Origin of the sequence: Staphylococcus pasteuri (assembly GCF_030547725.1) — a bacterium.
GTDB classification, from domain to species: Bacteria; Bacillota; Bacilli; order Staphylococcales; family Staphylococcaceae; genus Staphylococcus; species Staphylococcus pasteuri.
Genome location: NZ_JAUOQO010000004.1, coordinates 277,927 through 292,795, shown reverse-complemented (window position 1 = coordinate 292,795; position 14,869 = coordinate 277,927). Strand labels below are relative to the sequence as shown.

At 34.0% G+C, this 14,869-nt stretch carries 9 protein-coding genes, 1 tRNA gene, 1 rRNA gene and 1 other RNA gene; all 12 read right to left on the bottom strand.

The window, feature by feature from the left end; all coding sequences use genetic code 11:
- Positions 1 to 75: ribosomal RNA gene (locus Q4528_RS06415) — 16S ribosomal RNA — on the bottom strand; the annotation flags it as partial.
- A 473-nt stretch (positions 76 to 548) separates the two neighbouring features.
- Complete coding sequence (recR, locus tag Q4528_RS06410; protein WP_046467392.1) at positions 549 to 1,145, bottom strand: recombination mediator RecR; 597 nt, start codon at positions 1,143 to 1,145, stop codon at positions 549 to 551.
- 4 nt (positions 1,146 to 1,149) lie between these two features.
- Positions 1,150 to 1,467, bottom strand: coding sequence for a YbaB/EbfC family nucleoid-associated protein (locus Q4528_RS06405; RefSeq protein WP_017638322.1), 318 nt, complete (start codon positions 1,465 to 1,467; stop codon positions 1,150 to 1,152).
- A 90-nt stretch (positions 1,468 to 1,557) separates the two neighbouring features.
- On the bottom strand, positions 1,558 to 3,258 hold the full coding sequence (dnaX, locus tag Q4528_RS06400) for a DNA polymerase III subunit gamma/tau (protein ID WP_046467391.1): 1,701 nt from the start codon (positions 3,256 to 3,258) through the stop codon (positions 1,558 to 1,560).
- A 70-nt stretch (positions 3,259 to 3,328) separates the two neighbouring features.
- Entirely contained in the window at positions 3,329 to 3,859 is a 531-nt protein-coding gene (locus Q4528_RS06395) for a GNAT family N-acetyltransferase (RefSeq protein WP_303520914.1), read from the bottom strand.
- A gap of 159 nt (positions 3,860 to 4,018) precedes the next feature.
- Positions 4,019 to 4,288, bottom strand: an RNA gene (gene ffs / locus Q4528_RS06390) — signal recognition particle sRNA large type.
- Positions 4,289 to 4,378: 90 nt separating this feature from the next.
- Complete coding sequence (gene treR / locus Q4528_RS06385) at positions 4,379 to 5,113, bottom strand: trehalose operon repressor (protein WP_046467389.1); 735 nt, start codon at positions 5,111 to 5,113, stop codon at positions 4,379 to 4,381.
- 24 nt (positions 5,114 to 5,137) lie between these two features.
- Entirely contained in the window at positions 5,138 to 6,775 is a 1,638-nt protein-coding gene (gene treC / locus Q4528_RS06380; protein ID WP_046467388.1) for an alpha,alpha-phosphotrehalase, read from the bottom strand.
- A 75-nt stretch (positions 6,776 to 6,850) separates the two neighbouring features.
- Entirely contained in the window at positions 6,851 to 8,287 is a 1,437-nt protein-coding gene (treP, locus tag Q4528_RS06375; RefSeq protein WP_046467387.1) for a PTS system trehalose-specific EIIBC component, read from the bottom strand.
- Between the two features lie 311 nt (positions 8,288 to 8,598).
- A tRNA-Ser gene (locus Q4528_RS06370) sits at positions 8,599 to 8,691 on the bottom strand.
- Between the two features lie 53 nt (positions 8,692 to 8,744).
- Positions 8,745 to 10,208, bottom strand: a complete 1,464-nt coding sequence (locus tag Q4528_RS06365; protein WP_017638316.1) for a glutamate synthase subunit beta — start codon at positions 10,206 to 10,208, stop codon at positions 8,745 to 8,747.
- A 15-nt stretch (positions 10,209 to 10,223) separates the two neighbouring features.
- Positions 10,224 to 14,720, bottom strand: coding sequence for a glutamate synthase large subunit (gene gltB, locus Q4528_RS06360; RefSeq protein WP_046467386.1), 4,497 nt, complete (start codon positions 14,718 to 14,720; stop codon positions 10,224 to 10,226).
- Positions 14,721 to 14,869: the final 149 nt, after the last annotated feature.

Genomic DNA, 14,869 nt, shown 5'->3' with positions numbered 1-14,869 from the left:
ATCTGTTCGCTCGACTTGCATGTATTAGGCACGCCGCCAGCGTTCATCCTGAGCCAGGATCAAACTCTCCATAAAAAATTATGATGTTTGATTAGCTCATAAAAACTAAATTAATTGTTGTAACTTCCGTTACATTATTGGAATTAACGTTGACATATTGTCATTCAGTTTTCAATGTTCATTTCTTTACCGACAAGAATTAATTATACGCTTTATTAACTTTAAAGTCAACAACTTTTTATAATTAATTTTTGAAGTGTTTTTTTGTGTTTCGCTTTGTTCCGCTCAACAAATATATACTATACAGGCTCACAAAGTTTTTAACAACAGTAAAATTTACACTTTCTTAACAAACGAGAATGCCTATTTAATCATATACCGAACGATATAGACTATCCATTATATAAAGTTCATTTTTTGATTATACATTCCATAGAACTACTTACTTATCCCTAAGATAAATCTTCAATTTACAAACTTTATCTTTTTTTAAAATTTTTATTAAGAAATACAAAAAAACGCTGATACTATACATATCAGCGTTTAAACTACATTTCAGTTCTACCGGCAATTGCTTTGGATAAGGTCACTTCATCAGCATACTCTAAATCTCCGCCAACTGATAAACCTTGGGCTAAACGCGTTACTTTTATCCCAATAGGTTTTACAAGTCTTGAAATATACATCGCCGTTGACTCACCCTCTAAGTTAGGATTCATCGCTAAAATTAATTCTTTAACTCCATCACTTTTTAGTCGATCGACTAATGCAGGTATATTGATATCTTCCGGACCTATACCATCCATTGGAGAAATAGATCCATGTAACACATGGTATAATCCTTTAAATTCTCGCATCTTTTCCATTGCGATAACGTCTTTATCATCTTCAACAACACAGATTACTGAACGATCTCGTTGTTTGTCTTCACAAATGTAACAAGGATCTTTCTCTGTAATATGTCCGCAAACACTACAATAAGTAAGTTCACGTTTAACATCCACAAGTGCTTTCGCAAATTGAACAACGTCGTCTTCTTTCATATCTAATGTATGAAAAGCCAGACGTTGAGCTGTTTTAGGGCCAATGCCTGGCAATTTCATAAAACTATCTATAAGTTTGGATATTGGTTCTGGATAATGCATGTTATCACATTCCAGGGATGTTTAAGCCTTGAGTATGTTTACCTAGACGTTCTTGTGTTAATTTATCAGCTTTATTCATTGCTTCATTTGTAGCAGCTAATACTAGGTCTTGTAACATTTCAACATCATCTGGATCTACAGCATCTTCTTTGATTTGTACGTCAACAACTTCTTTGTGGCCAGTAACTGTTACAGTAACCATACCTCCACCTGCTGTACCTTCTACACGTTCTTCTTTTAATTTCTCTTGTTCTTGTTCCATTTTCTTTTGCATTTTTTGCATTTGTTTCATCATTTGTTGCATATTTCCGCCACCGCGCATAATTCCGTTTCCTCCTTATAATCCTTCATATTCTTTAAATTATTACTTTGTTTATATTATACATACGAATATTAGCCTTGTCATGTGTGGCTATTCATCTATCATATGAACTGTTTCTTCGCCAAATAAATCTTTTGCTTTTTGTGCTATATCCTCTTGTTCTGATTCTTTTTCATTTTCTTCCGCTTCATGATGTTGATCTTGTTTACGATTTTGGAGATACTCAGCTCTAACACGTAACCATTGGTCTGAAGGCACGCCTACCACTTTGACTGTTTTATTGACGATATTACAAACAACACTTTCTATATTATTACGTTTTTCATCGTCTTTATTAACAATTTCGCAATGAATTTCTTCTTCAAACTTAACTAGTACATGATCTTCACTAGCAGCAACAGGTTCTGAATTTTGAAGTAAGCTCACTAAAGATTTTTTGTCATTATTTTTAGCATGATCAATTACTTCTTGCCAATGATTTTTAAGTAACTTAATGTCATCCTTATTCGCTTTATCTAAAACTTTTGCAATTTGTTGCATTGAAAATGCGTTTTTAGAGCGTTGTTGACTACGCACAGGTTTTTTAGGTTGTTGCGTTTGTCCTGATGTAGCCACTCCTTGAGATTTCAAGGTTTTAAGTTCTTGTTCTAATTGTTCCATACGTTGTAATAAAACATCATTATTAGGCTCTGTGGCAACTTGTGTAGTCGCAACATTTTGTACTGTTTCTGGTTTAGCTTTAATCATTTCCGCTAATTTTACTAACAGTACTTCAAAGTGAACACTTTGATTTACACTAAAACGTATAGAAACTAATGTGTCATTAATGATATCAATCATACGATATAAGGTATCTAAGTCAAAATGAATAAGTGCATCATATTCAACGTCTTGGTTAGACGTTTTGTTCATAATAGTATCTCTAACAAAATAAATCATATCATTAATCAAACGATTAACTTCTTTACCTTCTGTAACAAATTGGTGATATCTATTAAATGATTCTTTAACATCACCTTCAACAATATCTTTAAATAATTCATTAAGTGACGCTTCGTCAACGCTGCCTGTAACATTTAACGCATCTTGTAAAGTTAAGTGTTCATCTCCGAACGCAATAGCTTGGTCCATAATACTTAACGCATCTCGCATACCACCTTCAGATGCCTTGGCAATAAACTCTAAGGCCTCATCATCGTATGGTAATGATTGTGAATCAGCTACATATTTCAAACGATCAACAATTTGATTTAAACTGATTGCTTTAAAATCAAATCTTTGTGCTCTTGAAATAATCGTTGGTGGAATTTTATGAGGTTCAGTTGTCGCTAAAATAAAAATCGCGTGTGCAGGTGGTTCTTCTAATGTTTTTAACAATGCATTAAAAGCCCCAGTAGTCAGCATGTGAACTTCATCTATAATATAAATTTTATATTTTGATTCGCTTGGAGCATATTTAACTTTATCTCTAATGTTTCTAATTTCGTCTACACCATTGTTACTTGCGGCATCAATTTCAATAACATCAGAGTTAGTACCTTGCGTAATGCCTTTACAAATCGCACACTCATTACATGGTTCTCCATCCGAACTATTTGTACAATTGATAGCTTTCGCAAATACTTTAGCAATACTCGTCTTCCCAGTTCCTCTTGGGCCACTAAATATGTAAGCATGAGATTGCTTCCCTTTAGAAATCGCATTTCGCAAAGTTTTAGTTACATGTTCTTGACCAACAACATCATCAAAACTTTGAGGGCGATACATACGATATAACGCTTGATAATTCAACTTAGCACCTCCATTAGCAATTACATTCTATTATATCACGCACGTAAACTTGTTCATCAATAAAAGTGTGTTAACGCATAATACTTGGATATTTTACTTTTCCAATTGGTGGATCTATTAAGTTATCCCATAGAAATTTCACTAATAAAGGTTGTGACTCATCTCCATATTCTGAATATAAGCCGAATTCACTAGCCAGTTGATAACCTAACTTTTTAAAATAGACTTGTTCTCGGTCAACAACAATCGTTGTATAATCTTGGGATTTAGCTCGTTCTTCAACAGCTTGCACAAGAGCTTTACCTAATCCTTGATTTCTTAATTCTTTTTTTACTGATAAAGACGCGATGGTTAAAGCTGTATATTTCTTTTCTTCCGATGTAACACTTACTTCTATTAGTAAGGCATGTCCAATAACTTTATTTTGCTCATTTTTCGCAATGACTTCTAATTCATAATTATAGTCATCTGATTTTCTTAATTTTTTAACGAGTGCTTTTTCTTGCCCACTCGTTTCAGGTTGATCATCATAGTTTTCTTCAATACTATTCAACGATTCTTCATAATCCACTTCGGTTAAGGTACTCAAGTATATTTGCATTGTTTCACCACCATGTTTGTCATTAGCTATTGCACTTATATATCGCTTTAACTTTATCAAATTATGTCATATTTATCTATTTATAAAAAAGAGAGCGACTCATCGAAAATAAGTCGCTCAAATCTATATTTTGTATAATTAGTTTTTTAAAATTAAAAACCGTGCACCTTTGTATCGAACGTATATCACAAACGTTACCGAAGTCGTTAGCTAAATCTCGGCTACCCTACGGCACATATGATTATCCACTTAATGCTGCTTCCGTCAGGACCTGACATGATTCGTGGGTTCATATTGCATAGGACCGAAATCTTCAAACACTACGTGCTTCGGGCAGACTTCACAAAAATACGCCCTCAACAAAGGAATTAAGTCTCGCATAAAGCGGATTTCGAGTACAGGGAACCGCTACCTCCCCACCTAGCACGGTAAGATTTATAATACTATAATTCCTCTATTGTTTGCAAGTTTAAAATCTTATCCTTAAAAATATCTATTAGAACTATTATATTAAAGAAACTACTGGATAAGATTTTCACGACGTCGAGAAAACTCTTTAAATTTAAAATCTGTCGCAATGTGTTTAGATATATTGTATTGAAACTGAGTTGTATCTTTTAAGTAGACTGTACTTCTTACAGTAGCGGTATAAGGCGGATTAATATCGCCAAATACCTCATCATCTATCTTAGAAAATGGTTCAAAAGTAATTGATTTACTCGAATAACTAATCTCTAGATGTAAATCATTTTCTAAATAATCATATATGGATTGTCTTGCTACTTCATCACTAATGTTTCCAACAATAGATTTTACGAAGAAATCTTCATCTAAAATTTTTACTTTTCCTTCTATAGAACGTGTACGAATAACATGAATTAATTTATCATCTTTTTCCAAGCCTAATTCAAATTGTACTTTTTCTGCATCAGCGGCATTTATTTCTTCATTAATCACAAGTTCAGTATGATGTTTTAAACCCAATTGATGTTGTATCTCTTTAAAACTAATTAATTCTGAAAAAGGAAATTCAGTTATCCCTTGGTATATTACAACAGAACCTTTACCTCTAATTTTTTGAATCATACCATCATTAGCTAATAAGTCCAGCGCTTTACGAACAGTTTCTCTCGAAGTTCCATATGTTGTAACTAATTCATTTTCAGAAGGTAGCTGCTCACTATATCCATATACTTCTGTTAAGATTTGATTTTTCAATTGTTCATAAATTGTGATGAATTTCTTTTGTACCATGGTGTATTCCTCTTTTAATCGTATTTACTTTGCTGTTTCTATAACAATCGCGCCAAATCCTGATATTTTATGCTGATTTACAGTTCCGTTTTGAATAATAGTATCGCCTGATATATCTAAATCATCAGGTAAAGTGACTTCATCTTTTGAGAAATTAGCTATAATTAACCAAGTTTGATGACGATAATGTCGACGATATACAAATAATTGATTGTGATCCATATACATCGGTTCTATATTACCATAAGTTAAAATATCATTTTGATGTCTTAAATTTATTAATGCTTTATAAGTATGCAGAACGGATTCGGAATCTTTCATTGCTTGTTCAACATTAATTTTTTGATAATTATCGGCAGTAGCAATCCATGACTCTCCTGAAGTAAAACCTGCATTTTCTGAATCATCCCATTGCATTGGTGTTCGAGAATTATCGCGTGATTTTTGGTCTAATATTTCTAGAATGTGTTGTTCTGAATAACCTTGGCTCTTCAAATAATGAAAAGCATTCAAAGATTCTATATCTCTATATTCCTCTATTGATTTAAAATGAGGATTTGTCATACCTATCTCTTCACCTTGATAGATATAGGGTGTACCTTGCAACATATGTAGTGCAATGGCTAAAGTTTTTGCACTTGCTTGACGTAACTCTTCTGAACTATCATCTCCAAAACGCGAAACAACACGTGGTTGATCGTGATTACACCAAAATATTGCGTTCCAACCTCCACCTTCGTAAATACCCAATTGCCAATTCATTAATATTTCTTTAAGCTGATGAAAATCCATTTTCCCTTTAGCCCATTTTTCTCCATCAGGATAGTCAACTTTCAAATGATGGAAATTGAATACACTACTTAATTCTTGTCGATTAGGATTAGAGTATTTAACACAATGATCAATTGTTGTAGATGACATTTCACCTACAGTCATCATGTCTTTATTTCCAAATGTATTTTGATTTAACTCATGTAAAAATTCATGTACTCTCGGGCCATCTGTATAAAATTCTTTACCAATTTTTTTAGAATCTTTAAATTCACCTTTAGAAATAAGATTAATCACATCAAAACGGAATCCATCCACACCAAAGTCTATCCAATGATTTACAATTTTATATAATGCTTGTCGTACGTCGGGATTATCCCAATTTAAATCAGCTTGCGTAACATCGAATAAATGTAAATAATATTCATCTGTTTGTTCATCATATTTCCAAGCATTCCCACCAAATTTAGATTCCCAATTGGTTGGAGGCCCCTCTTCTGATGATCTAAAGAAGTAATAATCACGGTATGGACTATCCTTAGATTTAATCGCTTCTTTAAACCATTGATGTTCAGTTGATGTATGATTGATTACGATATCCATCATTATTTTAATATTTCTTTGATGTGCCTCTTTTACCAAGAGTTTAAAGTCGTCTAATGTACCAAAATTCTCATTAACCTTCAGATAATTACTTATATCATATCCGTTATCATTCATTGGTGATTCATAAATAGGTGTTAACCAAATATAATCAATTCCTAAAAATTGTAAGTAGTCGAGTTTTTCTATAATACCTTTGAGGTCACCTTCACCATTTCCCGTTGTATCATTAAATGACTTAGGATATATTTGATAAACTACTGACTTTCTCCAGTCTTGTTCTTTCATTGTAAAACCACCTTTTTGTACATTGTTTAATAATAAAAAGCGTTCAGAGGTTTGCTAAACATGAACGCTTTAATTTTATGAGTTAGATGTATCGACCATTTTTTTGGCTTTTTGATTACTAAATCTTGAAAATACTATCGTTAAAATTGCTGGGACAATCGTAGCCACTAATATAGCCGGGACATAAATCCACCAAAATTCATTTTTTATTGAAATAAATGCTGGCCAACCACCAACACCCACTTTACCTAATACTTTATTAGCACCAATGAATCCACCGAGTACACTTGATGTTAGAATTGCAGAGATAAATGGATATTTCAATGGTAAGTTCACACCAAATAATGCTGGTTCAGTAACTCCTAATACACCTGAAATACCTGAAGTAAATGCAAGTCCTTCTTCTTTAACCATCTTCTTACGTTTGTAGACAATCCATGCACCAAATGCTGCTGACCCTTGGCAAATATTAGAAATGGCTAAAATTGGCCATAAATATGTACCGCCTAAACTACTACCCATTAATTGGAAGTCAACAGCTAAGAACATGTGGTGCAGTCCTGTGATAACAAGTGGCGCGTATAATAAACCATATAAGGCACCACCTAACCAACCTGCATGTTCGAAAACATATGTTACTCCATTTGTAATTCCTGTACCTAATATTAAGGCAATTGGTCCGATAACAATAAATGCCAAGAAGCCTGTTATTAACAGTGCAACTGGACCAACAACTAGCATTTTAATGGAATCATGTACAACTTTATTAAGTACTTTTTCAATTTTTGCCAAAACATATGTAGCTAATAATACTGGTAAAACTTGTCCTTGATAATTCAATTGTTTAATTTCTAATCCAAATAAATTCCAAGTTGGTATATGTCCTTTACCGATATCGTATTGAGAGACAAGTTGTGGATTCATCAAAATAAGTCCCAATACTAAACCTAAAATCGGACTTCCTCCAAACACTCGCATACTACTCCAACCAATTAACGCTGGTAAGAAAATGAAGGCTGTGTTAGCTATAACGTTAATCATATCTGAAATATCCGCAATTTGCGGGTACATTTCTATTAACTTTTTAGGACCAAAAAGACCTTCCATGGTTAAAATGTTATTAATCCCCATTAATAAACCTGCAGTTACAATCGCTGGCAAGATTGGTATAAATATATCCCCTAACAATTTAATCAATCTTTGTATAGGATTCCCCTTTTTCGCTGCAGCTTGTTTAGCGTCATCTTTAGATGCTTCTTCTGCTCCGGTTTCTGCTACAAATTGTTTATAGACTTCATCAACTGTCCCCGGACCAATAACAATTTGGTATTGATGATCTGCTTTGAATTGTCCTTTTACTAAAGGATTATCACTTAATGCATCTTTATCTACCTTGTTATCGTCTTTTAACACTAATCGTAACCTTGTCACGCAGTGTGTTGCAGTGTCTAGATTTTCTTTGCCCCCAATTGCATCTACAATGGCTTTTACATCTTTATTATTTACAGCCATAGCCGTCACTCCTTTGTTTTCTTATGCTGATTATAACTTGTCTAGACAAGTTATGTAAAGGCTTTCAGAAAAGTAGAGTTAATCGTTCAATGTTAAATTCACAAATACGCCATTATTAATATTGATTTAACAGTTAAGAACTAATTATGGACTGCGCAGATTAAAACCTGTATCTATCAAATGTGGACGGACATTACTAATGCATTAAAGATGAGGGTTTTTGACTCCAAAAACAAATAAAAAAGGCAAATACTCATTGATAAATGAATACTTGCCTTTTATATCTATTAGTCTTGGATTTAAAATTCTAATGGCGGAGGAAGAGGGATTCGAACCCCCGCGGCCCGTTAAGGCCCTGTCGGTTTTCAAGACCGATCCCTTCAGCCGAACTTGGGTATTCCTCCATTGAACACAATAAATATATTATAATAGCGTTCATTAAAAGTCAATTCTTTTTTTACACTAGAATTTTTTGATTTAAATAACTTTCAACTGCATCAGCCACTGCTCTACCTTCTTTAATAGCCCAAACAACAAGACTTTGACCTCTTCGAGCATCACCAGCAGCAAAAATTTTCGAATGATTCGTTCTAAAATCTCTATCATTAGCAATAATTTTATTTCTTTCAGTTTTAATACCAAATGATTGTGGAATTGTCGTTTCAGTACCTACAAAACCAATGGAAAGTAATACTAAATCAGCAGGCCAAAATTTTTCTGACCCTTCTCCCATTACAGTTCCATCTTCAGTTTCACTAATTACTTGTGTATAGAGTCCTCTAACATTACCAATATGATCCACATCATACCTCATCGTTTGTACACCATAAGCACGTGGTTCTTGACCAAAACGTGCTTCATATTCCTTATGAGCATAATCCATTTTAAATACTGGTAAGGCTAATGGCCATGACGTATTGGTTTCAAAAGTGATTTCTTCAGGTAATTTCGTATACTTATTAAACTGTACGACAGATTTGCAATTTTCACGTAATGCAGTAGCAACACAGTCTGCACCTGTATCACCTGCTCCGATAATGATGACATTTTTATCTTTAGCTGTTATTGTTACCTCGTCAATTTCACCATTTAAAAATTGAGTTTGTTCAGTTAAATAATCCATTGCAAAATGTATACCGTAACCCATACGTCCTTCTAAAGGTAAGTCTCTAGCATTTTGAGAACCAGTGCATAGAATTATTGCATCATACATCTTTTCTAGTTCTTCACGATTGATATCTACACCTATTTCTATACCTGTTTTGAATGTAATGCCAGCTTCTTCCATTAATTTGACACGACGTCTCACAACATCTTTATCTAACTTCATATTAGGAATACCATACATCAATAATCCACCCGGTTCTTTAGCACGTTCGTATACTGTCACTTTATATCCTCGATGATTAAGTTCATCTGCTGCTGTCAAACCGGCCGGACCACTTCCAACAATTGCAATTGTTTCATTTCTATCCGCTTCAGGATATTTCGGTTTAACCCAGCCATTGTCATAAGCTTCATCAATAATAGTTCGTTCAATACCTTTAATCGCTACTGACTCTCTATTAATTTTCATCACACATGCATGTTCACATGGTGCTGGACATACACGCCCTGTAAATTCCGGAAAATTATTAGTTTCGCTAAGTCTTTCGTAGGCAGTTTTATAGTCACCACGATAAACAAGATCATTCCATTCAGGTATGTAATTACCAATTGGACATCCTATGGTTTCATTCCCATAGGATAATCCACTTTGACAAAATGGTGTACCACAATCCATACATCTTGCACCTTGAATTGAAGCATCATCTTTTGAAAATCGATTTTGAAATGCTTTGTGGTTTGAAAGACGATCAATCAAAGACAACTCTGATAATGCTTGTTTTTCATATTTCATAAACCCTTTAAACTCGCCCATGATAATCCCTCTTTCTTAATAAACTACTGCCGGTTTTAATTTTGTATCTATACTTGTTCTTTCATCATAAAATGCTGCTAACATTGCTTCGTCTTTTTGATTATGATGACGTAATTGAATATCAATTTTTTGCATCATTAATTTATAATCTTTAGGTATCACTTTTACGACTGATTCTGAAATTTGATCGAAGCGTTGTAGTAGTGTTTGTGCTTTTGAACTATGTGTATATTTCACATGAGCTTCTAGCATTGATTTAATAAATTGCTTTTCTTCTTCATATGTCACATCACTAAATTCCATAGTAGAAAGTGCATGCTTTTCTTTAAATTCATTAACATCACTTGGGAAGATGTAACTAACACCACCACTCATACCTTGACCAAAATTCTTTCCAACGTCACCAAGAATTAATACATGTCCCCCTGTCATATATTCAAGTCCATGGTCACCAATACCTTCAACTACTACATCGACACCACTATTTCTGATACAAAAACGTTCGCCAGCTTTACCATTAATGAAAGCTTTACCTTTCGACGCACCATAGAAACAAACATTTCCTGCAATAATTTCATTTTCACGTGATTGATTTGGCGCTTGAACTATCACCGTTCCTCCAGATAAACCTTTTCCAACATAGTCATTCGCATCACCATTATGATGTATGGTTAACCCTTTAGGTGCAAATGCTGCTAGACTTTGTCCAGCATGACCTTCCGTATGTACATATATTGTATCTTCAGGCAATCCTTTTTCCCCATATTGTTTAGCAATCGCACTACCAGTAATTACGCCAACATCACGTTGTACGTTCTTAACTGTATAACTTCCTGAAAATGCACGTCCTGCTTCTATACTTTGTATAGCATCAGGATATAAATAATTTAAATCAAAACCTTCATCTAAATGATGATCTTGCGCAATTTGTTTAGTATCTGGTCCTTCTACTATGCTTAGCAAACGCTCAATATCAATAGATGCAGCCTTAGTACCAGGTGTTATATGTGAGGCACGTTGTAATAAATCTGTACGTCCTATTAATTCTTCAACTGTTCTCAATCCTAAAGATGCAAGTATTTCTCTTAATTCTTCTGCAATAAAGTACATAAAATTAACTACGTGCTGTACTTTACCTTTGAATAACGCACGTAAATCTTTGTTTTGAGTAGCAACTCCCACTGGACATGTATCATTATGACAAACACGCATCATAATACATCCAAGTACAACTAACGGTGCTGTTGCAAATCCAAATTCTTCCGCTCCAAGCGCACATGCATACGCTACATCTTTACCAGTGAGTAATTTACCATCTGTTTCTAATTTCACCCTACTACGTAAATCGTTTAATTTTAATGTTTGATGGGTTTCGGCTAATCCGATTTCCCATGGCACCCCTGCATGTTGAATACTCGTTTTAGGGGATGCCCCTGTACCTCCGTCATAACCACTGATTACAATTTTGTCAGCAAAAGCTTTAGCTACACCTGAGGCAATTGTTCCTACACCTGTTTTCGAAACAAGCTTAACAGCGATATCCGCTTCTTTATTCGCATTTTTCAAATCATGAATCAATTGTGCTAAGTCTTCAATAGAATAAATATCATGGTGTGGTGGCGGTGAAATTAATCCTATACCTGGTGTAGATCCTCTTGTTTCGGCTATCCATGGATATACTTTAGATCCTGGTAATTGACCGCCTTCCCCTGGTTTAGCACCCTGTGCTACTTTGATTTGAATTTCTTTCGCATGTTGTAAATAATCACTTGTTACTCCAAATCTACCTGACGCTACTTGTTTGATAGCACTTATTTTACTACTACCGTCTTTTTGAGGTTGATAACGTAATGGATCTTCGCCACCCTCTCCACTATTACTCTTACCACCTAGATGGTTCATCGCTTGTGCTAATGTTTCATGTGCTTCTGCTGAAATAGAACCATAACTCATGGCACCAGTATTAAATCGTTTTACAATTTCAGAGGCTGGTTCCACTTTAGATATATCAATTGGTTTACAAGACTTAAATTCCAATAAATGACGTATAAAATCTTGTCTTTGATAGTTGACCGCATCTGAATACTGTTTGAATAACTTATAATCGTTATCACGACAAGCATGTTGTAATAGAAAAATAGTCTGTGGATTGAAGGCATGATGTTGACCTTGTTGTCTCCATTGGAATGTACTACCAGGTGCTAAATAATCTGAATGATGACTCTGTCTAGCTTTATTTTCATCATCAATTTGTTGAATACTAATACCAGAAATTTTAGATTGTGTACCTGTAAAATATTTATCAATAACATCTTGTGATATACCAACAGCTTCAAAAATTTGTGCCCCTTGATAACTTTGAACTGTTGAAATACCCATTTTGGCCATTACTTTGATTACACCTTCTGATAAAACATCGGTATAAGTTTTAACATTAGCTGCAACCGTTCCTGATAATTGATTATTAATGGTTAATTGTTCTACTGTTTGTTGTGCTAAATAAGGTACAACTGCATTAGCTCCATAACCTAATAAACATGCTACATGATGTACTTCGCGTGTTTCTCCTGATTTTGCAACTATGCTTGTTTCCATTCTTAGTCCTTCACGTATTAAACATTGATGAACATGACTTACTGCTAATAACATTGGCATTGCAAATCCTTCATTAGACTCTAATAAACTATCATCTAATACAATAATTCCTGCACCATCTTTAACATGTTGTATAACCGTTTCTGCCAACAAATCAAGACTATGTTCTAAATTATCTTGATAAATTGTCGATACATATGTTGTTTTAAATTTCTTTACATCGATAACTTCTAACTGTGCTTCTGTCATTACAGGCCTTTTAAGTTGAACGCGATGTAGTACAGTTTGATCTGGTCTTAATAGGTTACCTTCTCCACCTAGATAAGATAGCTCACTTGTAACGATTTTCTCTCTATATGCATCAATAGGTGGATTAGTCACTTGTGCAAATAACTGTTTAAAATAATTAAATAGGGTTTCAGGTCTATCGTTCAAGACTGCGATAGGTGAATCATAGCCCATCGCCCCTATCGGATCTTTCTTTTGAGTTACTAAATCAACGATATATTTATTGATTTCTTCTTTCGTATAAGCGAATTGATTTTGCAATTTTAACAATGTTTTTGAATCTAAATGACTTGAACGATATTCAGTATTCTCAATATTAGCGTCATACTTGTCTGTATGTATCCATTTCGAATAAGGATGTTCGCTTGCAATTTCTGATTTCAAATCATTATTTTCAACTACTTTATTCTGTTTAAAATCAACTAATAATAACTTACCAGGGTTCAATTGTCCTTTAAATGCTACTTCAGATTCAGGTACATCTATAACTCCCACTTCAGATGAGAATACAATGTAATTATCTTTTGTAATCGTGTATCTACCTGGACGTAAACCATTTCGGTCTGTTAAAGCGCCAATTTTATCCCCATTACAAAATGAAATCATAGTCGGCCCATCCCATGGTTCCATTAAATAACTATAAAATTCATAAAATGCACGTACTTCTTTGTCATTTGATTTATTGTAAAGCCACGGTTCTGGAATTAATAACATCGCTGCTTTTTCCGGTTCCATTGCTAAAGATAAAAATTCCAATGCATTATCTACAATTGAAGAATCACTACCATCTTCATCGACAATACGGTGTATTTTATGTTGGTCTTCACCAAATAATGTACGAACTAATTTATTTTGACGTGCACGCATCCAATTCACGTTACCTTTTATGGTATTAATTTCTCCATTATGCATGAGGAGCCTATTTGGATGTGCTCGCTTCCAACTTGGAAATGTATTCGTGCTAAATCTTGAATGAACAAGTCCAAGTTTAGATTGATAAGATTCATGCGTTAAATCCAGATATAAAGATTTAATTTGGTCCGAACGCAGCCAACCTTTATAAACAATCGTCTTATGGGACAAACTTGTAAAATATAGTTCCAAGTCTTCTTTTTCAGCGTAAAATTCAATTTGCTTTCTAGCTAAGTAAAGTTGTTTTTCAATATGATTAACGTGTCTAATATCTACAAATACTTGTTGAATATAAGGCATTGTATCCGCAACATGTTGTGCTACTGCTTCTTTATTGACCGGCACATCCCGGTATCCAATAATTTTTAGTCCTTCATTTTCGAAATATTGATTCAATACCGCTTCATGATTGCTTCCTATCACTCTCTCTTTTGAGAAAAACATACCAACAGCATACTCGCCTTCATCTGGAAGCTCTAAATCAGAGAAATGTTCAAAGAATTCAAAAGGAATTTCTGTCATGATCCCCGCACCATCACCAGTCATTCCATCAGCGCCAACACCGCCTCGATGATCTAATCTACACAACATTTCCAATGATTTTCCAATAACATCGTGAGTTCTAATATTATTCATATTAGCGTAAAAACCAATACCACAAGCATCATGTTCCTCACGATAGTCGTATAATCCCTTTTTTAGCCTCTCATTATACATAATGCACACTCCCTTTTAGAATTTTCTGACAATTGATACATGATAATAAATAATATAATGTAATTTTTTCATCTGTTCAATATATAAATTAGATAATATTTATCTAAAAAAGAGAATGATTTGTGTATAAACTGTTATAATAAGTATTA

Coding starts and splice junctions, on each gene's coding strand:
- recR (WP_046467392.1), bottom strand. CDS start 1,145: ATGCATTATCCAGAACCAATATCCAAACTTATAGATAGTTTTATGAAA.
- Q4528_RS06405 (WP_017638322.1), bottom strand. CDS start 1,467: ATGCGCGGTGGCGGAAATATGCAACAAATGATGAAACAAATGCAAAAA.
- Q4528_RS06395 (WP_303520914.1), bottom strand. CDS start 3,859: ATGCAAATATACTTGAGTACCTTAACCGAAGTGGATTATGAAGAATCG.
- treR (WP_046467389.1), bottom strand. CDS start 5,113: ATGGTACAAAAGAAATTCATCACAATTTATGAACAATTGAAAAATCAA.
- treC (WP_046467388.1), bottom strand. CDS start 6,775: ATGAAAGAACAAGACTGGAGAAAGTCAGTAGTTTATCAAATATATCCT.
- treP (WP_046467387.1), bottom strand. CDS start 8,287: ATGGCTGTAAATAATAAAGATGTAAAAGCCATTGTAGATGCAATTGGG.
- Q4528_RS06365 (WP_017638316.1), bottom strand. CDS start 10,208: ATGGGCGAGTTTAAAGGGTTTATGAAATATGAAAAACAAGCATTATCA.
- gltB (WP_046467386.1), bottom strand. CDS start 14,720: ATGTATAATGAGAGGCTAAAAAAGGGATTATACGACTATCGTGAGGAA.